At 47.6% G+C, this 19,780-nt stretch carries 14 protein-coding genes and 1 rRNA gene; 7 read left to right on the top strand and 8 right to left on the bottom strand.

Annotated features, from left to right (window positions below; translation table 11 throughout):
• Window positions 1-2 precede the first annotated feature (2 nt).
• The 4 genes from BUC01_RS17185 to BUC01_RS17170 all read left to right on the top strand — a co-directional run bounded on the left by BUC01_RS17185 (window position 3) and on the right by BUC01_RS17170 (window position 6,596).
• The gene (locus BUC01_RS17185; RefSeq protein WP_025831206.1) at window positions 3-1,277 is read left to right on the top strand and encodes an ABC transporter permease; all 1,275 of its coding nucleotides are present in this window, start codon (window positions 3-5) and stop codon (window positions 1,275-1,277) included.
• Between the two features lie 25 nt (window positions 1,278-1,302).
• Window positions 1,303-2,541 (top strand): ABC transporter permease, encoded by a 1,239-nt coding sequence (locus BUC01_RS17180; RefSeq protein ID WP_025831207.1) that lies wholly within the window; start codon window positions 1,303-1,305, stop codon window positions 2,539-2,541.
• A 34-nt stretch (window positions 2,542-2,575) separates the two neighbouring features.
• Window positions 2,576-3,889 carry an ABC transporter permease gene (locus tag BUC01_RS17175; protein WP_073314329.1) on the top strand — a complete coding sequence of 438 codons (1,314 nt, stop codon included), beginning with the start codon at window positions 2,576-2,578 and terminating at the stop codon, window positions 3,887-3,889.
• Between the two features lie 91 nt (window positions 3,890-3,980).
• Complete coding sequence (locus tag BUC01_RS17170) at window positions 3,981-6,596, top strand: sensor histidine kinase (protein ID WP_025831208.1); 2,616 nt, start codon at window positions 3,981-3,983, stop codon at window positions 6,594-6,596.
• 2 nt (window positions 6,597-6,598) lie between these two features.
• Here the strand turns inward: BUC01_RS17170 and BUC01_RS17165 are convergent, their stop codons facing one another.
• The gene (locus BUC01_RS17165; RefSeq protein ID WP_073314328.1) at window positions 6,599-7,834 is read right to left on the bottom strand and encodes a fucose isomerase; all 1,236 of its coding nucleotides are present in this window, start codon (window positions 7,832-7,834) and stop codon (window positions 6,599-6,601) included.
• A gap of 227 nt (window positions 7,835-8,061) precedes the next feature.
• Here BUC01_RS17165 and BUC01_RS17160 point away from each other — a divergent pair, with 227 nt between their 5' ends.
• The gene (locus BUC01_RS17160) at window positions 8,062-9,261 is read left to right on the top strand and encodes a pyridoxal phosphate-dependent aminotransferase (RefSeq protein ID WP_025831209.1); all 1,200 of its coding nucleotides are present in this window, start codon (window positions 8,062-8,064) and stop codon (window positions 9,259-9,261) included.
• Between the two features lie 96 nt (window positions 9,262-9,357).
• Complete coding sequence (locus BUC01_RS17155) at window positions 9,358-10,602, top strand: ABC transporter permease (RefSeq protein WP_025831210.1); 1,245 nt, start codon at window positions 9,358-9,360, stop codon at window positions 10,600-10,602.
• A 131-nt stretch (window positions 10,603-10,733) separates the two neighbouring features.
• Here BUC01_RS17155 and BUC01_RS17150 read toward each other — a convergent pair whose 3' ends face one another.
• The 7 genes from BUC01_RS17150 to BUC01_RS17120 all read right to left on the bottom strand — a co-directional run bounded on the left by BUC01_RS17150 (window position 10,734) and on the right by BUC01_RS17120 (window position 18,137).
• Window positions 10,734-11,906 (bottom strand): glycosyltransferase, encoded by a 1,173-nt coding sequence (locus BUC01_RS17150; protein ID WP_073314327.1) that lies wholly within the window; start codon window positions 11,904-11,906, stop codon window positions 10,734-10,736.
• 105 nt (window positions 11,907-12,011) lie between these two features.
• Window positions 12,012-12,665 (bottom strand): dethiobiotin synthase, encoded by a 654-nt coding sequence (bioD, locus tag BUC01_RS17145; RefSeq protein ID WP_025831211.1) that lies wholly within the window; start codon window positions 12,663-12,665, stop codon window positions 12,012-12,014.
• Window positions 12,666-12,709: 44 nt separating this feature from the next.
• The gene (bioC, locus tag BUC01_RS17140; RefSeq protein WP_025831212.1) at window positions 12,710-13,492 is read right to left on the bottom strand and encodes a malonyl-ACP O-methyltransferase BioC; all 783 of its coding nucleotides are present in this window, start codon (window positions 13,490-13,492) and stop codon (window positions 12,710-12,712) included.
• A complete protein-coding gene (locus tag BUC01_RS17135) occupies window positions 13,477-14,220 on the bottom strand; it encodes a pimeloyl-ACP methyl esterase BioG family protein (protein WP_025831213.1) in 744 nt (247 codons plus the stop codon). The genes bioC and BUC01_RS17135 overlap by 16 nt, the downstream gene beginning before the upstream one ends.
• Window position 14,221: 1 nt before the next feature.
• Window positions 14,222-15,376, bottom strand: a complete 1,155-nt coding sequence (locus BUC01_RS17130) for an 8-amino-7-oxononanoate synthase (RefSeq protein WP_025831214.1) — start codon at window positions 15,374-15,376, stop codon at window positions 14,222-14,224.
• A 24-nt stretch (window positions 15,377-15,400) separates the two neighbouring features.
• Window positions 15,401-17,659, bottom strand: coding sequence for an adenosylmethionine--8-amino-7-oxononanoate transaminase (gene bioA, locus BUC01_RS17125; protein WP_025831215.1), 2,259 nt, complete (start codon window positions 17,657-17,659; stop codon window positions 15,401-15,403).
• Window positions 17,660-17,663: 4 nt separating this feature from the next.
• Window positions 17,664-18,137, bottom strand: coding sequence for a hypothetical protein (locus tag BUC01_RS17120; RefSeq protein ID WP_025831216.1), 474 nt, complete (start codon window positions 18,135-18,137; stop codon window positions 17,664-17,666).
• A 1,578-nt stretch (window positions 18,138-19,715) separates the two neighbouring features.
• Here BUC01_RS17120 and BUC01_RS17110 point away from each other — a divergent pair.
• Window positions 19,716-19,780: ribosomal RNA gene (locus BUC01_RS17110) — 16S ribosomal RNA — on the top strand; the annotation flags it as partial.

Genomic DNA, 19,780 nt, shown 5'->3' with positions numbered 1-19,780 from the left:
ATATGAAGAACCTGCTGACACAAATAAAGAATGAATGGCGGAGCAACCTTTTTCTGCTCGTGGAATTATTGTTGGTTTTCGCTGTGTTGTGGTATATCGTTGACTGGGTTACGGTCACTGCACGTGTTTATCATACTCCGATGGGGTTCGATACGGAGCACTGCTACAATCTGTCTTTTAATAGCCTGACTCCCAAATCTGCATTATATAATCCGGCTCTTACAGCCGAAGACGATGTGGATGCCTTGCTTGAGATAACCGAACGTTTACGCCATCGTCCCGGCGTGGAAGCGGTTGCCATCTCACAGAATTGCTATCCATACAATGAAGGTAGCAATACAGCTCACTTTTACTTGCAGGACTCAGTTAACGTTACTGCTTTTCGGATTTGGTCTGAACCTGATTTCTATCGTGTTTTTCGTTATCGTACTGCCGATGGCGATGGTCCGGATAAACTTGCTGATGCTACTTCCGATCAAACTTTGGTTGTCACTTCCAATGTCACTGACTGGTATCCTGAACTGAATATGCCTGATGCCCGTTCCTTGCTCAACAAGGAAGTTTCCTTGACCTATCCCGACCGTGGTTATCATCGGCGTATTGCCGCCATTGCCGCTCCTGTACGCAGTTCTCATTTTGAAACATCACATGAGTGGGGTGGAGCTTTTATCGGTTATAATCTGAATAGGGATGCCCTTATTAGTGATTTGGGTAATGTGCGTTATGTTCAGGTCAGCCTGCGCGTTTCACCCGATGCGGACCATGACTTTGTTGACGCGCTTATGGAGGATGTGGACCGTCTCTACCGGATAGGCAATGTCTATTTGCTTGATGCGCTTCCTTTCAGTGACATTCGCTACGTCCGGGAACTTGAAGATGTGAATGAGGTGAAGACGCAACTTTGCATCCTCTTCTTCCTGATGCTGAATATATTTTTGGGTGTCATCGGCACTTTCTGGTTCCGTACACAGCATCGGCGTCGTGAAGTGGCGCTGCGCATGGCGATGGGTTCCAGCCGCCGTGGTGTGTTCTTACGTCTGATGGGTGAGGGGTTGTTGCTGTTATCGGTCGCTGCCGTTCCTGCTCTGCTGATTGCCTTCAATGTGGGTATTGCCGAGTTGGTAGACATCAGCAAGATGCAGTTCACATTTGAGCGGTTCTTGATTGCTGCTGTGTTTACGTGGTTGCTGATGGCATTGATGATTGTCGTTGGCATCTGGTATCCGGCTTACAAGGCTATGCAGTTACAACCAGCCGAAGCCTTGCACGATGAGTAGTCTTATATTATAAAACGATATACTTATGCTAATCCGACAAGCATTTTCACTTCTACGGCAGAACCCATTCTTCAGTACTGTTTCCATTATTGGAACGGCGGTGAGTATTGCCTTTGTCATGGTGGTTTATATGGTCTACGACATCCAGACTGCCAATATTCCTCCTGAGTCGCACCGCGACCGCATGGTCTATTCTTCCTATGGGTACAGTTATCGCAAGGCTGACCATAGTAATGCAAACACAGGTATGTCTTATCAGGCCGCTTGTCGTGTCTTTGGTGATTTACCCGGTGCCGAACTGGTCACTTATATGAGTTATACTACCATGGAATATTGTGGCGCTTCGCCCGAAAAGGGGCAGCGTTGCCAGAACCGTCGTGTCGATTTGAATTTCTGGCGTTTGTATGATATCCGTTTTGTAGCAGGACGTCCTTTCGACCAACAGGAATTTGATGCCTGTGCCGATGTGGTTGTCATTGCCGAGCGCCTGGCTCGTGAAGCTTTCGGTTCGGCGGAAGAAGCGTTGGGAAAGAGTTATTTTGTAGACTTCTATCCCAAACGTGTAGTAGGCGTTACTGAAGATGTCAGTTCACTGTTTACCTTTGCTTATGGTGAAGTTTGGCTGCCTTACTATACGCAAGACCCTGCCTGGGGCAGTGAGGGGTTGCGCGGTGGTTTTGAAGCGATGGTATTGTGCAAACCCGGTGTCAGTCCTGTGGAGATGAAGTCGCAGATAGAAAACTCACTCGACAGCCTGAATGCTTCGCTTACCGAATATGAATTGAAACTTCCCGACCTGAGCACTTACACCGAACGTCAGTTCTTTCGTGACGACTTCCTGAATCCTATGGTCACTTGCATTATGCTGGGACTTATCCTGCTTATTGTACCCGCAATCAATGTCAGTGGACTCATTTCCTCACAGATGTCCCGTCGCTTGTCGGAGTTGGCAGTGCGTAAAGCCTATGGTGCCAGCCGTTCGACCCTGATGTGGCAGTTGCTTCTTGAGAATCTATTACTGGCATTCATCGGCGCACTGCTGGGCTTCCTCTTATCGTGCCTGCTTTTATGGTTGGGTAAGGACTGGATGCTGGCAGGTGGCTATACGGAAGGTAACTTTGAAGTCAGTATCTGGCTTTTCCTGCGTCCTGCAGTCTTCCTCACCGTGTTGAGCGTGTGCCTGCTTTTTAATCTGTTGTCCGTATTCATTCCGGCATGGAATGCTACCCATCGACCGATAGCGGAAGTCCTCAGTGGAGAATAAATAAATTGCAAACATGAACTAAAGAGAAATCATTATGATAAAGTCCATTCTGACACAAATTTGGAACCAGCGTCGTGCAAACGGTTGGCTTTTTGCCGAACTCTTAATCGTGTTCGTGTTGTTATGGTATTGCCTCGATATGCTCTATGGCTTTGCTTATGCCGAGCGTCAGCCCAAAGGTTACGATCTGGAACATGTATACAAGCTTCGTCTTTCCACTAACCCCAAGCAACTTGTGCTCTGTTCATCCGAGGATAGTCTGCAACGCTTTTGGTTTAAGCCTATGGAGGAAGCATTCCGACGCATCAAGGAACATCCGGACGTAGAGAGTGCCAGCATCTGGCTTGGTTCCGATGCCTATACCCGGAATGCTGTATTTCAGGGATATACTATAGATAGCGTTGGTGTGAAGGACGCCAATGTTCGTTATGTGTCTCCTGAGTATTTCAAGGTGATGCGCATTCCGATAGAAGAGGGCACCGGTATGTTCTCAGGCAATATGGATGCGTTTGAAAGTACTACCGGTTCTTCGCTGGCATTTGGTTCGGCCGAGTGGAATCCCGCCGTCACTCCTTTGCCTGCCGTCATTTCATTGGATCTGGCGGACAGCCTTTTCCATACCAGTCGTGGGGTGCTTGGGAAGGAATTCTTTGACTACTATTCAGGAAGCAGTCTTCGCTACCGGGTGGCCGCCGTATGCAGTCATCAGAAGAGTGATGATTATGCCCGTTATGAATCTTTCATTCTGATGCCTCTTCCGAATTGGTTCTATCGGTGGCAGGCTGTTCCCTTTATTTCCATCCGCGTACGTCCCGAGGCTGATACGGGCGATTTCGCTACCCGCTTCTCTCGTGAAATGTCTTCCCGGTTGCAGGTTGATCCGTTCTACCTGTTTGAAGTCCGCAGTTATGATGAACAGAAAGCAGAGCGTGATGCATCCGAAGGGATTACTCCGTATATCCGTAGTGCACGGCTCATTGCTGTATTCTTCAGTTTTAATGTCTTTATAGGCTTGATGGGAACTTTCTGGTTCCGTACACGCCACCGCCGTAGCGAGATTGCTTTACGAATGGCGATGGGCAGCAGTCGTAGGAAAATATTTGGACAATTGCTGAGCGAAGGATTATTATTATTGGTTCTGGCTACTATCCCTGCTCTGATTATCTGTGGCAACCTGGTGACGGCAGAAGCTACGATGACCGAACAGGCTGATGCTACGGGAGTTCGCTTTGCCATCGTTTCACTATCTACTTTTTTCCTTATGGGTCTGATGGTGATAATTGGTGTTTGGTTCCCGGCTACACAGGCGATGCGGGTACATCCGGCGGATGCTTTGCATGATGAGTAAAAAGAAAAGGTACATTTTATTCTGTTTTTCAATATAATGCGTATATTTGCGAGGTGAAAGCACATTTATTCAAACAGAAGAAAATTCAGATATGAAGAGACGCTTACTCCTCGTTATGTTACTCGGCTTGTTTCCCTGCATTATATTTGCCGGACACTTCTCTGCCGCAGAACGTACATATAACGTCCTTTTCATCCAATCATACAATCATCGTACCCCCTGGAACAATAAACTGACCGAAGGAGTGCGCGATGGACTGGCACGCGGAGGTGTAAAGGCTAAAGTTACTGCCGAGTATTTGGATGCGGACTATTGGACATTTGCTTCCGAGTGTGTCATTATGCGACGCATTTGTGAACGGGCGCGTCAGCGGAATACCGACCTTATTATTACAGCAAGTGACGAAGCCTTCTATACCTTGATGCATTGTGGCGACTCTTTACCCTATAAGTTGCCGGTGGTTGTATCGGGCATAAAGTATCCTAACGACAAACTGATGTCAAGTTTGCCCAATGTGTGCGGATATACCTCTAAAATAGATTTTGAATATCTGCTTGAAAGTGCACGTCGTGTGTTTCCTCATCGTACAGAGGTAGTTTGCGTTTCAGACAGCAGTCGTTTAAGTATCAAGGGAGTTGAAGAGTTTGAGCTGGTTTGGGCGGATTATCAGCAAAAACATCCTGAGTACACCTTAAAGACAATGAACGTACAGGCGCAAGCACCCAACCCGGTCATTTCTTCCATCTGTTATGAATACAATGCCTACAACCGTATTGTCATTGCTCCCAAATGGACTCCATTCCTCTCTTTTATAGGAAAGAACTCTAAAGCTCCGGTTTTTGCCGGACAAAGCCTTGCGCTGACAAACGGCGTGTTCGGTGTTCATGATATGGAACCTTACGAGAGTGCACATGCAGCCGGACGATGCGCTGCACAGGTATTGCAAGGAGCCATACCCTCGGTAGTAGGAGTTACCGACCTGCCCAGTAAGATGCTTTATGACTATAAACAATTGGAGTTTTTCAGGGTAAACACAGATAAGGTAAGTGATAATGGCATTATTCTGAATGCCCCCTTAATGGAGCGTTACCGTGGCTGGTTCGTGCTTTTTTATTCTGTCATTGTAGGAGCATTGATTGTATTGGTAATCTGGCTTTATCGCCTTAACCGCCATGAATCCCGCCGACGTATGCACGCACAAACGCGCCTGCTTATCCAAAACCGCCTGGTGGAACAGCGTGATGAATTCGATAATATCTTCTGTTCCATTCGCGACGGACTGATAACTTATGATACAGACTTTCGCATACACTTTGTCAACCGGGCTCTGATGCTGATGCTGGAACTCGATCCGGACGTTCATACGGCACGTTACTACGAAGGACAGATGGCAGGTTCCATTTTCCACATCTTTTGTAACGGAGAAAATATTCTGCCCGTTTTATTGAAACAGGTGAGAACTGAACGCCGTGTGATTCCCATTCCGGAGAAAGCTTTCATGCAGGAAGTTCACAAAGGAACTTATTTCCCGGTTTCGGGTGAAGTGGTGCCCATCTATTCTAAGAATAAGATGACGGGGATGGCGATTTGCTGCCGCAACATATCCGAGGAGGAGATGCATAAGCGTTTCTTCAATCTGGCAGTGGATGCAAGTTCCGTATATCCCTGGCAGTATGACATACGTACAGCCAGTTTCCACTTTGCCGGTGCGCTACTCGACCACTTCGGACTTCCGGGCAAGTTAACCATTCTCCGGAAAGAACTGGAACTTCTTATCTATCCGGAAGACCTGGAGCAAACACAGAAACATTTTGATGTTATTCTTAAAGGAGAAGAAGTAGATACCCGAATGAATTTCCGTATGCGCAATGCAGAAGGAAAATATGAATGGTGGGAGTTCCGCAGCACTTCTTATAACGGTCTGACCCGTGAAGCGCCCTATATGGTATTAGGCGTTTGCCAGAGCATCCAGCGCTATAAAAACACGGAAGAAGAGTTGATAGCAGCCCGTGACCGCGCTTTGCAGGCTGATACTCTGAAATCCGCTTTCCTTGCCAACATGAGCCATGAGATACGTACTCCGTTGAATGCTATCGTCGGTTTCTCCGATCTGTTGAAAGATATAGACGCGTTCAGTCCCGAAGAGGTGAAGCAGTTTGTAGATACCATCAATATCAATTGTACCCTTCTGCTGGCATTGATAAACGATATTCTCGACTTGTCTCGTATCGAATCCGGTTCAATGGACTTCCGTTTCGCCGGATACAATCTGAATTTTGTCATGCAGCAGATATACGATTCCCAGCGTCTGAGTATGCCTGCCGGAGTGGAACTGGTGATGCAGATTCCTGAAAACGAAAGTAAGTCGATCATTACAGACTCAGTCCGTCTGAAACAGGTGATTAATAACTTCATCAATAATGCCAAGAAGTTTACGACACACGGCTCCATCACGTTCGGTTATCTGACGGAAGAACCGGGGTACACGGTCTTCTTTGTGGAAGATACCGGAAGCGGCATTTCAGAAGAGAACCAGCAACGCATATTCGAACGTTTCTATAAGGTGGACAGTTTCACTCAAGGTGCCGGTTTGGGTTTGAGCATCTGTCAGACCATTGTAGAACGTTTCTGTGGCAAGATAGCAGTTTCTTCTGAAATAGGAAAAGGTACTCGCTTCACGGTGCGTGTGCCGGACAGTAACGAATAGTTCTATTCTATCCGTTTACATCCGTTTGCCTGTAGGAACTCGTCCAGTAATACGGCATAATTCCCGTGTACCAGTACATGATGGTTTCCCAGCGGATTCTTGAGAAAATACTCTGCCGGGGTATCGAGTTTGATGCGTACCTGTGTGCGGCACATATTGATATAATTCGTGTTCTCTGTCAGCGTACCCGTACTTAGATAATATTCGTCCAGACATTCTCCGCCACACTTCACTACTGTGACGTGTCCTGTGGGCAGGATTCCCTGAATACCGATACCCGCTTCCGTCTCAAAATGGCTGCGGATGATGTATTGCTCGGTCTGCGCAATGCCGACGGTGCAATGAGCCAGTATTATTTCGTTGGTGCGTGCATTGATCATCGAAGGGTTTGCCATAAATGAGGGGTTACCGGTCAGTACCTTGATGGCAAGTTGGGTAAAGACGGATTGCAGGTCACCTTCGCATCCGGCTATGATGCCCTCATCGTTCAGCAAAGCTAAGGCGAGGCATCCGGTGGTTCCGGTTTGTTCTATCAGTTTGAAGCAACTCAGGGTAAGGGCGCTCAGTTTCTCTTCATCTACAATCCTTTTGAGGGCGCGATACAGCCGCATGGCCTTTATCAGATCTTCCGGAGTAGCCTCCCGGCAGGCGAGTGCCTTACCGGCAAAGGCGGCACAATCTTCGCCCACTTCATCATCTGTTATTTGGTTGAAATATTCGTATACGCGTTCCAGCGGAATGTCCGTATACTCTATTCCCCATCGGCGTTTCGACAGCAGATAATCCACATTACTGGCAACCAGCCATGAAGAAGGAGCGCCCACCACACCTATGCGTGATCCGGAGAGTGCCCGTTGTGCCTTGAAGTTGCTGTACAATACAAAGATACGTTTGATAATTTCGGGCAGTTCTCCATGTAGAATTTCGCTTTTCATGCCCCGCCCTCGCAGCCAGGAAGAAATTTCGAGAGCGGAAGCGAGAGAATTCTGCATGCCGTCCGCCAGCAGGATGGCAGGGCGGGGGAGGGACTCGAAGCGCTGGATAACCAGCCGTTCTACGCCGCCGGTGGCGATAAATAGCAGACAGAAATCATCTTTTGTGAGTTTATCAATGTCTTGATAATACACAAGATTCACGGTAAAATATTTCTCCAGTTCGTTTAGGATTAATTCGTGAGATCCGAGAACAGATGCTTGCTTGTGAAGCAGTGATGCGAAGGTTATCAGGTTTAATACCATGGTATTTTGTATACGGTTTACGGTTTGACAATTTTACGATATTCAAAGGTACAATTTCTTTTGAAACCGCCACTATCTTTTAAGTCATAGATAGTGTTTTTAAACTTTTTTGCCAATGCTTTCCGTTCGTATCAATAAAAGTGTTACTTTTGCACCTCTGATTGCATATATATGAAAGTATATCATCAATCGTTAACTATTATTTGTCAAATTGTAATTACTTAGACATGCCAACAATATCTATTCGCGGGGTGGAAATGCCCGCGTCTCCTATCAGAAAGCTGGCTCCTCTGGCTGATGCAGCCAAGCAGAGGGGTGTGCACGTATTCCACCTGAACATCGGACAGCCCGACCTGCCCACGCCGCAAGTCGCGATTGACGCGATACGCAACATTGATCGTAAGGTTCTGGAATATAGTCCCAGCGCGGGATATCGCAGTTATCGCGAAAAGCTGGTAGGTTATTATGATAAGTTCAATATCAAGCTGACGGCGGATGATATCATCATCACATCCGGCGGTTCCGAGGCTGTGTTGTTCTCTTTCCTGGCGTGCCTGAATCCGGGTGACGAGATTATTGTTCCCGAACCGGCTTATGCCAACTATATGGCGTTCGCTATTTCTGCCGGTGCCAAAATCCGCACCATCGCTACCACGATAGAGGAAGGTTTTTCGCTTCCGAAGGTGGAGAAGTTCGAGGAACTGATCAATGAGCGTACCAGGGCTATCCTCATCTGCAATCCCAATAATCCTACGGGCTACCTTTATACCCGCCGTGAGATGAACCAGATACGTGATTTGGTCAAGAAGTACGACTTGTTTCTTTTCTCTGACGAGGTTTACCGTGAGTTCATCTATACAGGGTCTCCGTATATTTCCGCCTGTCATCTGGAAGGTATTGAAGATAATGTGGTGTTGATTGACTCCGTATCCAAGCGCTACTCTGAATGTGGCATCCGTATCGGTGCTCTGATTACGAAGAATAAGGAAATCCGTGACGCTGTGATGAAATTCTGCCAGGCGCGTCTCAGTCCTCCATTGATAGGACAGATTGCTGCTGAGGCTTCTCTGGATGCCGATGAGGATTACTTGCGTGATACATACGACGAATATGTAGAACGCCGTAAATGTCTGATAGACGGTTTGAACCGTATTCCCGGCGTATATTCGCCCATCCCTATGGGGGCTTTCTACACGGTAGCCAAACTTCCAGTGGACGATTCCGATAAGTTTTGTGCCTGGTGTCTTTCCGACTTTGAGTACGAAGGAGAAACCGTATTTATGGCGCCTGCTTCCGGTTTCTATACTACACCCGGTTCCGGTTGCAATGAAGTCCGCATAGCGTATGTGTTGAAGAAAGAGGATTTAACACGTGCTCTCTTTGTCCTGTCGAAAGCTTTGGAGGTGTATCCGGGACGTACTGAATAATACTAATTAGACACGGATTTCACGGATTACACGGTTGTTTATCAGTATGTAACAACCGTGTAATCCGTGAAATCCGTGTCTGAAATAATAATAATCATGAATTTATCCCGCTTTATCGCCCTTCGTATCTATCGCAATTCGGAGCCCGGAAAGCAAGTTTCCCGTCCTGCCGTGCTCATTGCCCTGATAGGTGTTGCTATCGGTTTGGCAGTGATGATAATTACGGTGTCGGTGATAGTCGGGTTTAAGAGTGAAGTGCGTGGTAAGGTCATAGGGTTCGGCTCGGATATTCAGATTACGAATTCGGATGCCGCCCGTTCCTATGAGACGCGCCCTGTGGTGGTGAACGACAGCCTTGTTTCTATCCTTTCCGGTTATCCCGAGGTGAAGCATGTGCAGCGTTACTCTACCAAGCCCGGAATGATAAAGACTGCGGAAGATTTCCAGGGTATGGTGTTGAAGGGAGTAGGACCGGAGTTTGATCCTGCTTTCTTCCGTGAACATCTGGTGGAAGGTGAACTGCCACAGTTCAGCGATACCGCCTCTTCCAACCGCGTTATAATCTCCAAAGCACTTGCCACGAAGTTGAGACTGAAATTAGGGGATAAAATAGATACCTATTATATACAGGATGATATTCGTGCACGCCGTTTACAGATTGCAGGTATTTATCAGACTAACTTTTCGGAATATGATAATCTTTTCCTTCTGACCGATTTATACCTTGTAAACCGTCTCAATAACTGGAAACCGGAGCAGGTCAGCGGTGTGGAACTACAGATACATGATTATGACCGTCTGGAAGCAACCACTTATCAGATTGCTGCCGACATGAACGAAGTAACCGATAAATACGGAGAAGATTACTGTGTGCGCAATGTCGAAGAACTTAATCCTCAGATATTTGCCTGGCTCAGCATACTGGATGTAAACATCTGGGTAATATTGATTCTGATGGCCGGTGTGGCAGGTTTCACGATGGTTTCCGGCTTGCTGATAATCATCATTGAGCGTACCTCCATGATTGGTGTGCTGAAGTCGCTTGGGGCCAACAATACCACTATCCGCAAGGTTTTTCTTTGGTTCTCCGTTTTCCTCATTGGAAAAGGGATGTTGTGGGGCAATGCTATCGGACTTGCCTTCTATTTCCTGCAAAAGTGGTTCGGTATCTTTAGGCTTGATCCTGAGACGTATTATATGGATACCGTACCGGTATCTTTCAATATCCTGCTTTTCTTATTGCTGAATATCGGTACTTTGCTGGTATCGGTTCTGATGCTTTTAGGACCTTCTTACCTCATTACACGCATTCATCCTGCAAATTCCATGAGATACGAATAATGCCGCACTTCGTTGTTCCCAATGCCACACCTTAATAACTAAAATGCCACATCTTAATAACTGAAATGCCACACTTCACGAGAGATAAGGTGTGGCATTTCAGCTATTAAGGTGTGGCATTGGGAAAGCTGCTATCTCCTAAGGAAGTCGCTTCTCTTTCTGAACAGACAATGCGACTTCCAGCGCAGAGACTGCATCGGCTGTAATACATCGAACACTGGAAGCGTAAAGAAGTAACGCCGTTTTTCCCCTAAGTCTTTGGCTGTCTTATTGATGATAAGTGCCTGCATGGTATATCGCAGGGCGAAAATCAGAAACGCAATGCCTGCCGCCAGCCAGTGAAAGTTCATGATGCCTATTACCAGCGTAGCTATCCATGCGGCATGAAACAATAAGCGGGAAGTCGTTTCAAATCCCGACAGGTAACGTTGTATTCCTTTATAGAAGTGTGCCGTCACCGTATAGCTGATTTTCTCCTCCCGCCAGTCTTTGGCACGCTTTACGGGCTGCACGCGTACCACTGCATTGGCATCTGTTTCCACCCGTGTATTCTCGGCTGTGGTGGCTTTGTTGATAAACAGGTCGTCATCTCCGCGTTGCAGGTTCAGGTGTGCGGAGAACCCCTTTTGGGCGTAGAACAATTCTTTGCGGTATGCCATGTTACGGCCGATGCCGATGTAAGGCTTTCCCGCCAGTGCATAGCCCAGATAACGCATAGCACTGAACAGGTTATCGAAAGATACCCTTTTGTGCAGCCATCCTTTGCCACGTTCATATCCGCTGTAGCCTAATACTATTTGGGTGCGTGAGGTGAAGTTGCGTGCCATTGTGCGTAGCCACTGGTTGCTTTCAGGCAGGCAGTTGGCTTCGGTAAATACAAGCCAATCATATTTGCTTGCCTTTACACCGAGGGTTACGGCCAGTTTTTTGCGGCTGATGTAGCGGGAAGAATCCGGAACAAAGCTATGATACAGGTTCGGATATTTTTCTCCTTGCAGTGTCAGGTAGTCTTCGCTTTCATCCGTATTGCCGTCATTGATGACGATGACTTCGAATTGCGGGTAATCCTGTTCCAGCACTGCGGGCAGGTTACGGCGTAAGTTCTCCACCTCTTCGCGTGCGTAGATGATGACGGATAAAGGCTGTAACTCTTGTGAAAAATGTATATCACTTTGCTTTAAAGCACGGCTACGGGTGTGTATACGGTTGTAAAGACAAAAGTAATAGAGGAGTTGGATAATGAAAAGAATACCGATGGCAGCAAGCAACGCTTGTTCTACGGTATTGAATGTTAATGCTTCCATGTGGTCGTATGACATTTTTTGTGTTGCAAAGGTACGTAAAAAGAATGAAAGAATTGAAGAATTAAAGAATGAAAACCAGGGCAACGGCTTTCATTCTTTAATTCTTTAATTTTGCGCTTCGCACGACGGTACCACCATAAACTTCGCCTCCGGGAAATTCTTCTCCAGATACCGTCGGATGTATTGCATTGTATCCTCCTGTATCGTAGTGTCCTCTACGGTAGGATATAAGTTATACAATACGGTGTCCAGTTGTATTCCCCTGTTTCGTATCGCTTCAAAACTTAATAACGTATGATTGATGCTCCCCAGTTTTCCCGAAGTGACGAAAACAAGCGGATATTGTTTCTCTGCGATGTAATCAATCGTCAGGTAATCATCGGTGAGTGGTACCATCAGTCCGCCTGCACCCTCTACAAGCACCACGTCGTAGCGGCGGGCAAGTTCCTGCGTAGCACGTTCTATCTTGCCGAAGTCAATGGGACGGTTGTCTATCCGGGCGGCGAGGTGAGGGGAACAGGGATAAGAGAATATCTCCGGCATGGTCAGCCCTTCACGGTCTTCCTCTGTCATGCCGGTTCCCATAAGCCGACGATGCAGGTCTATATCTTCGGAATGGCCGGTATTGCCGGTCTGAATGAACTTCTGGGTGATGACACGCTTACCGCTGCGAATCAGTTCGCAGGCCAGAAATGCGGTGCAATAAGACTTTCCGGCATCCGTATCGATGCCGCTGATAAAATAAATGTTGTTTTCCATTGCTTTGAATATTATATTGAGTAAATGATAATTTCACTCACTTACTAAATTCTTTTCTTTCGCGCAATCATATAAATAGGATGATACGTCAGACTGACATTTCCGTCTTCCCGGCTGAACTCTTCTGTATATCCGTTACAAAATGCCTGCAACCGTCCGCGTGTCCATACTTTCTTTTCCGTACCGGTCACTCCGGTCTGTTTCAGATGTTGTAGCACCTGTAACGGGGTGGCGAAGGGGAGGGTGACTATCTCTTCTTCTGCATATACAGTCTCAAAATACGGACAGAGCAACTCTTTCAGCTTTTCTATTGGAAGATAATCGAGGCCATGCCCTGTCAGTGCGTGTATTTCCCGCATATTCTCCATCCCGAAGGTGCTGAAAGCCAGATACCCGTCGTCCGCCAAGAAGCCGTGGCAACGGGCAAAGAATTTTTCCGGATTGCTGAACCATTGCAGGGTGGAACATGAAGTGATTAAGTCCGTTTTCTCCGGAAAGTCCAGCACTTCGGCATCACCGGGCATGAATTGCACGGTATCTTGCAGAAGCAAGTCTCCGAGGCATTCCTTCATTTCCGGACACAGGTCGTTCAATAACAATGATTCCGGTTGAAGCCGGTGCAGCAATATCCTGGAATAGCTTCCGGTGCCGCATCCGAACTCTGCGATGTGGCGGAAACGGGGAGGGTAGGCTGAACCAATGAAATCAGGTGTCTGCTCAGTCAGTAAGCGTAGCATCTTCTCGGCTACCTGCTGTTGTACCCGTGCTTCTTGTGAGTACGTATCCCGTGCGCGGGCAAAACGTTCGGCTATCAGTCGTTTGTCCATTCCTTCTCCAGATAGGTTTCAAAAAGTTCATGGGCATAGTGTGCCGTTTCTATCTCGGTAAGGGTATGTGCTTCTGCCAGGAAAGGTTCGCTTCTCCCGTCGCGTGTCCATGCTTTCTTTTGGTTTTCGGACGGGATGATACGGTCTTCGGTGGCTATGACGGATGTGTTCCAGCCGAAAGGATAAGCAGTTTCGGTGGTGTAAGCCACTTCGATGGCTGCCAGTTCTTCCCGCAGCTCCTCCAACGGTCTGCGTGGGGTGACGGCAAGGAAGTTTCTGAACGCTGCACTGTCCGCACACATACGGCGGAGGAATTTGTGCAGGGACGCATCCGTCAGCCCTTCCAGTGTGCCGTGATAAATGGCGGGCGGTATTCCTCGTTCTTCATCAATGGGAAACGGTGTGCCGTTGATGGCGATTTTCTTCCCGAGAGGCAACTGGCGGCTTCTTGAAGTTTCATCAGTTATTATTCCTGAAGTCTCATCGGCAATTATCTTTCCTAATACTTGCGATGCCGCCCAAACTCCCATTGACCAACCCACAACATTCACCTGTTCGTATCCCTCCAGCACTTGCGCGTCAAACGAGAGATTACGGTAATCATAGCAAACCATAAAGTCGCTGTTTGCGGGCTGATAGTTCTTGAACGGAGTCTCGTCGGCACCCCATCCGGCAAAGAACAATAGAAGTCGGGGATGCTTTTTCTGTATAATGAATTTTTGTATCATATCATGGTATATACTTTATCAATTCTTTGATTTCTTCCTCTGTAATATCCGCTGTCAGTGAGAAGCGGATGCGGGATGTACCCTCCGGAACCGTAGGCGGGCGTACGGGTAGGGCATAGAAACCATGCCGTTGCAGTTCTTCCGCCTTCAGAATGGTGTCAGAACTTGCTCCTACAATCATCGGTACTATATAGCTTTCACTTGGACAGGTGTAACCCTTCTCCGTTAATGTATTGCGAAGAATGTTGCTGATATTTTTCAGGTGTATTCTTCGCTCCTGGAATCCGGCTAATTTCCGCACGATGAACAAGCTCCAGGCAATATTTACGGGTGGTAATGCTGTTGTAAATATAAATGTTCTCATCCGGTTCACCAGATACTCCCTTATGGTGCTTCGGCACGCGATGTAAGCTCCGGCGGATGCGGCAGCTTTACCGAAAGTCCCTACCAGGAAATCTATCTCCCGGATGCACCCGGTTTCTTCTGCATAACCCAATCCCTGTTCGCCCCGTGCACCAAAAGCGTGCGCTTCGTCGACGTAGAGCAATACGTTGCCATACGCCTGTTTCAGTCTCACCAGTTCCTTCAGGTCCGCTACGTCTCCGTCCATGCTGAAGATACTTTCGGTTACGACGATGACTTGCCGGTAGGCGGCATGATTCTCGGCCAGCAAACGTTCCAGTTGCTTCATGTCGTTGTGCCGGTAGCGGATGCAGCGTGCCGCAGAAAGACGGATGCCGTCAATCAGACTTGCGTGCACCAGTTTGTCCGCCAATATCAGGGTTTGCGCATCACTCACGGCGGGCAGGATACCCGTGTTGGCATGATAGCCGCTATTGAACACCAGTGCGGCTTCTGTTCCGAATAACCGGGCGAGTGTCTGTTCCAGTTCCTCATAGATGGTGAAATTGCCTGTCAGCAACCGTGAAGATGAAGATGTGGGCAGAAAACTGTCTGCCGTCAGTCCTTGCAGAAACTCTTCCCGCAGCTTTCGGTCGGAGGCCAGTCCTAGGTAGTCGTTTGAAGAAAGATTCAGCATTCGCCGCCCGCCTGCAATGACATCCCTTCCTTCGTGCGTCAGGGCAGGCAGAGCCCGCAGGTTGCTGCGCTCTTTCAGTACTTGCAACTCTTGTTGCATTTGCTCTATTGCATTCATTATCAGATACTAAATTGATAATTTTTAATTTGCCTGCCACACTATCTTCAGCAAACCACTTGTCAGTTTCGTCAATTGTTCCGGTTCTATGATGAACGGAGGCATGATGTACACCAGTTTACCGAACGGGCGCACCCAGATTCCTTCTTCCACAAAACGGCGTTGCATCCATGCCATGTCTACCGGATCTTGCATTTCAATCACTCCGATGGCTCCCAGCACCCGCACATCCGCCACTTGCGGCAGGTTGAGTGCCGGTTCCAGCTCGCGCCACAGTTGCTCTTCGATGCGGCTCACCTTTCCCTGCCAGTCGTATTCCGGCGAGGTCAGCAACCGTATCGACGCGCATGCCACTGCACAAGCCAACGGATTTCCCATGAACGTGGGTCCGTGCATGAAAGCGCCCGGTGCGTGGTTGGAGATGGTATCTGCCACTTCATTCGTAGCCAGTACGGCGGAGAGGGTCATGTAGCCTCCTGTCAGCGATTTGCCTATGCACATGATGTCCGGTTCCACTCCCGCATGTTCCCAGGCAAACATCTTTCCCGTGCGTCCGAAACCTGTGGCTATTTCATCGAAAATCAGTAAGATATTGTATTCCCTGCATATCCGTGCGGCTTCACGCAGGAATTGCGGATGATAGAACCACATTCCGCCCGCACCTTGCACGATGGGTTCGAGGATAAGTGCAGCCAGTTCGTCGTGATGTTTCTCTACGATGTCCAGCAATTCCAGCGCATCGTCGGCATCCCACTCTCCGTCGAAGCGGGAACGGGGACGGGATGAGAAATACCGCACCGGCAGTGCCGAACCGAACAGCGAGTGCATTCCCGTCACCGGATCGCATACCGACATGGCGTTCCAGGTATCTCCGTGATACCCGCGCCGGATCGTCACAAAATTACTTTTCTTTGCCAGATGTGCCTGCCCCGGAGCCGACTGGCTTTTAGCATACCAATATTGCACCGCCATTTTCATAGCCACTTCCACCGCCACCGAACCGGAGTCTGCATAAAATATCTTCTGCATGGAGGGCGGAACCAGCGGCAACAATAGTTTTCCCAGCTCTATGGCCGGGTCGTGTGTCAGACCGCCGAACATGACGTGGGACATCTTCCCGATTTGTTCTTGCAAGGCAGCGTTCAGCACAGGATGGTTGTAGCCATGCACCATGCACCACCAGGACGACATGCCTTCTATGAGCGTCTGTCCGTTTTCGAGCGTGATGGTGGCTCCGTCTCCCCGTCTCACTTTGTACACCGGGAGTGGATTGGTGGTCGAGGTGTAGGGGTGCCACAGGTGTTCTTTGTCGAACTGTGAATCACTGAAGTGATAGCCTGCTTCTTCTATCAAGGCTTTATCTTCGGAAACCTTCGAGCCGAGTGTCGTCAGCAAATCTCCTACGATAGCGGAGTTGACGCCGATATACAGGGATTTCTTCACGGCCTCTTTCGTCAGTTGCGAGCGTCCTCCGGCAAAGCGCAGATAGGCAGTGGGGTTGATGAAGCGGAACAAGGCGATGGTGGTCAGCACTTCTTCTTCCGTCAGCGGCGTTTGTGCTTCCAGGGGGGTGCCGGGAATAGGTTGCAACAGGTTCAGGGGGATGGAGGGCACTTCCAGGTCTTTCAGTGTAAAGGCAAATTCTATCCGTTGCGATGCCGTTTCGCCCATGCCGATGATGCCGCCGCAACAAATGTCCATACCTACACGGCGGGCGGCCGCCAGTGTGCGCAGTTTCTCTTCTTGGGTGTGCGTGCTGCACAGGGTAGGGAAGTGGCTCGGAGCCGTCTCCAGATTGCAGTGGTAACGTGTCACGCCTGCCGCGTGCAAGGCTCTCAGTTCGTCCTCATTCAGTAGTCCCAGCGAGGCGCAGAGTTGGATGGAGCTTTTCTGTCTCATGTATCGTGCCGATTCGCACAACTTTTCCATATTCTTACCGGAAGGTTTGCGTCCGCTTGTCACCAGCGAGAAGCGGGCTACGCCTTGCGCCTCGTTGTGCAGTGCGTGCCGCAGGCATTCTTCCTTGTCCACCAGATCATACACGTCCGCTTTCGTCTTGTAGTGTGCTGACTGTGCGCACCATTTGCAGTTTTCGGGGCAACGGCCGGACTTGGCATTGATGATGGAACACATATCGAACTCTTGCGATGCGCATGCCACGGTTATCTCGTGTGCCGCCTCGTAGAGCGCTTCCTTATCCGGCTGAAGGGCCAGCCATTCTGCCTCTGCCCGTGTGACGGGCACATTTTGCAGCACTTTGTTTTTCAATTCTTCTACTGTCATATTCTTACATTAACGCGGAAAACGCAGATGACGCGGACCACAACCAATACTGTTTTTCAGATTGTGTCGCCCGCGTCATCTGCGTTTCACTTTTATTTATTATAATATTTGTATGCTTCTTTATTGTAAAATCTGCATATTTCTTTCCCTGCTGGCCGGCATTTACCGGACATGACACAGGCTGTAATCCTTTGAATCCGAAGAATTCAAGGATGGCCGCTAAGATATCCTCACTGCCTAGCGGCACTCCTATATCCGTTTCCTGACCTTTTCCGTCATTTACTTCCTCCATACTTCGTCCGCCACTTTTGCATCCTGCGGCGGCTCCAGCCTTCTGCTTCGACAGCGAACAGTCCGCCACGCCTTTCGGCAGGCAACCGATAGTGACCCATTGTCCCAGGCTGGCAAATGCAGCATAGGCTTTCCGGCTCCATTTTCTGAAGCGTATCGTCTTTCTATGGGGTTGTATCTTCTTCACGATGCTATCGGTTCAATGTCAGTTTTGAATGGTTCTCTTCGTTTTATCGGTTGCAAATGTAACAAAAATATTTTCAAGTCGTCACATATTAATGATTTTACTACACATGGCTCTTCCTACCGTGTTTTCTGCTCGGTGCCTACCGGGATGCCGCAGTCAACAAGAAACTTGCAAACTTGCAAACTTGCAAAACTTGCAGCTCTCCTCACACCCACACACGCGTATATAAATAAAGTGAGTGATAAAAGTCTCCTCCCATCTTATACATCTCTCATGCGGAATGAAGCAGACAATTCCCATCTTTTCATTATTCACCTTACTTATATACGCGTGTGTGGGTGTGAGGAGAGCTGCAAGTTTTGCAAGTTTGCAAGTTTGGCGACCTCCTTTCTTTCGTTTTATTCTGATAATTACTTAGTCTATTTTTAATTTCCCTGTTTTATTTTACATACCCTTCTCCCTTTATTTTCTGTCTCTTGTTTCTTTCACGTAAATTTCCTGCCTTTTTTCTTGCCCTGGCTATCCTGAGAGGCGTTTTTGGGATGGCTACACCCTTTGTTTGTTAAGGCTACACCTTTTGGGCGTCATGGCTACACCCTTTTCCCCGGATGGTGTAGCCCTTTTGAATGTATGATGTAAGGTGAAAATGTGAAGAGTGCTTATTGTTGACAGTTGGATTTGCGAACGCTCCAATGACGTTTATACTTTTTGGATGAATGCTTTTTCCCAACTGGGAAAAAATATTTTTCTAACCGGGAAATATATATTTCCCAAGTAGGCCATATTTCCATCTACTATGAGGGACTTTTGCCTTTCGCACGCGCGCATAATATAATTATGTGTAGTGCTTTGTGCCCGTCCACGTTCCTTCTTAAAATTATGTTCTACAACATCCTTATCAATCAACGAGTTACAAAATTGTTTCAAAAAACCTATGGAAAAATGATAGATATATTTGGATTGAATTGTAATATCCGCTACTTTTGCATCCGCTTTCCAAGAGATGGTAAGCCTTGCAATTGACATTCTGACAGAAACGGCGTAAGAACCCTAACATTTTTCTTTCCTTTTGCCTTTATTCCAACCAAGAATACGGCAGTCGAAAAGAAAAAAGAAAAAAACTTCTGAAAACATTTGGAAGTTATGTGATAAAGTTCTTACCTTTGCACCCGCTTTCCGAAAGGAATGCAATCGATGATTGATTTACTGATTAAGAAACCGGTGTTGTTAAGAACTCCTTTCTCTTTTCCTTTTATCTCCCTTTCGACAAGAGAGACGACGAGAAAAAGAAAAAAGAAAAAAACTTCCGAAAATATTTGGAAGATATATGATAAAGTTCTTACCTTTGCATCCGCTTTCTGAAAAGAAAAAGCGATTCAAAAAGAAGCGATCTTTGAATAATTTACATAAACAATACAAGTAGTACAAGAGCAAGATTACTCAGTAAAATGATTAATCTTGGGTATAAAAAAAGAACCGTCAAATAACTTATATATATAGGTAATTTGAAAACTTTTAATAAACCGAGCGTCCTGAACAGAGCAATAGCCGGTAGCAATACCGATTAACAATACTTTTACAATGAAGAGTTTGATCCTGGCTCAGGATGAACGCTAGCTACAGGCTTAACACATGCAAGTCGA

Origin of the sequence: Bacteroides stercorirosoris (assembly GCF_900142015.1) — a bacterium.
Taxonomy (GTDB): Bacteria; Bacteroidota; Bacteroidia; order Bacteroidales; family Bacteroidaceae; genus Bacteroides; species Bacteroides stercorirosoris.
This window is presented reverse-complemented; position numbering and strand designations above follow the sequence as displayed.

Coding starts and splice junctions, on each gene's coding strand:
- BUC01_RS17185 (WP_025831206.1), top strand. CDS start 3: ATGAAGAACCTGCTGACACAAATAAAGAATGAATGGCGGAGCAACCTT.
- BUC01_RS17180 (WP_025831207.1), top strand. CDS start 1,303: ATGCTAATCCGACAAGCATTTTCACTTCTACGGCAGAACCCATTCTTC.
- BUC01_RS17175 (WP_073314329.1), top strand. CDS start 2,576: ATGATAAAGTCCATTCTGACACAAATTTGGAACCAGCGTCGTGCAAAC.
- BUC01_RS17170 (WP_025831208.1), top strand. CDS start 3,981: ATGAAGAGACGCTTACTCCTCGTTATGTTACTCGGCTTGTTTCCCTGC.
- BUC01_RS17165 (WP_073314328.1), bottom strand. CDS start 7,834: ATGGTATTAAACCTGATAACCTTCGCATCACTGCTTCACAAGCAAGCA.
- BUC01_RS17160 (WP_025831209.1), top strand. CDS start 8,062: ATGCCAACAATATCTATTCGCGGGGTGGAAATGCCCGCGTCTCCTATC.
- BUC01_RS17155 (WP_025831210.1), top strand. CDS start 9,358: ATGAATTTATCCCGCTTTATCGCCCTTCGTATCTATCGCAATTCGGAG.
- BUC01_RS17150 (WP_073314327.1), bottom strand. CDS start 11,906: ATGGAAGCATTAACATTCAATACCGTAGAACAAGCGTTGCTTGCTGCC.
- bioD (WP_025831211.1), bottom strand. CDS start 12,665: ATGGAAAACAACATTTATTTTATCAGCGGCATCGATACGGATGCCGGA.
- bioC (WP_025831212.1), bottom strand. CDS start 13,492: ATGGACAAACGACTGATAGCCGAACGTTTTGCCCGCGCACGGGATACG.
- BUC01_RS17135 (WP_025831213.1), bottom strand. CDS start 14,220: ATGATACAAAAATTCATTATACAGAAAAAGCATCCCCGACTTCTATTG.
- BUC01_RS17130 (WP_025831214.1), bottom strand. CDS start 15,376: ATGAATGCAATAGAGCAAATGCAACAAGAGTTGCAAGTACTGAAAGAG.
- bioA (WP_025831215.1), bottom strand. CDS start 17,659: ATGACAGTAGAAGAATTGAAAAACAAAGTGCTGCAAAATGTGCCCGTC.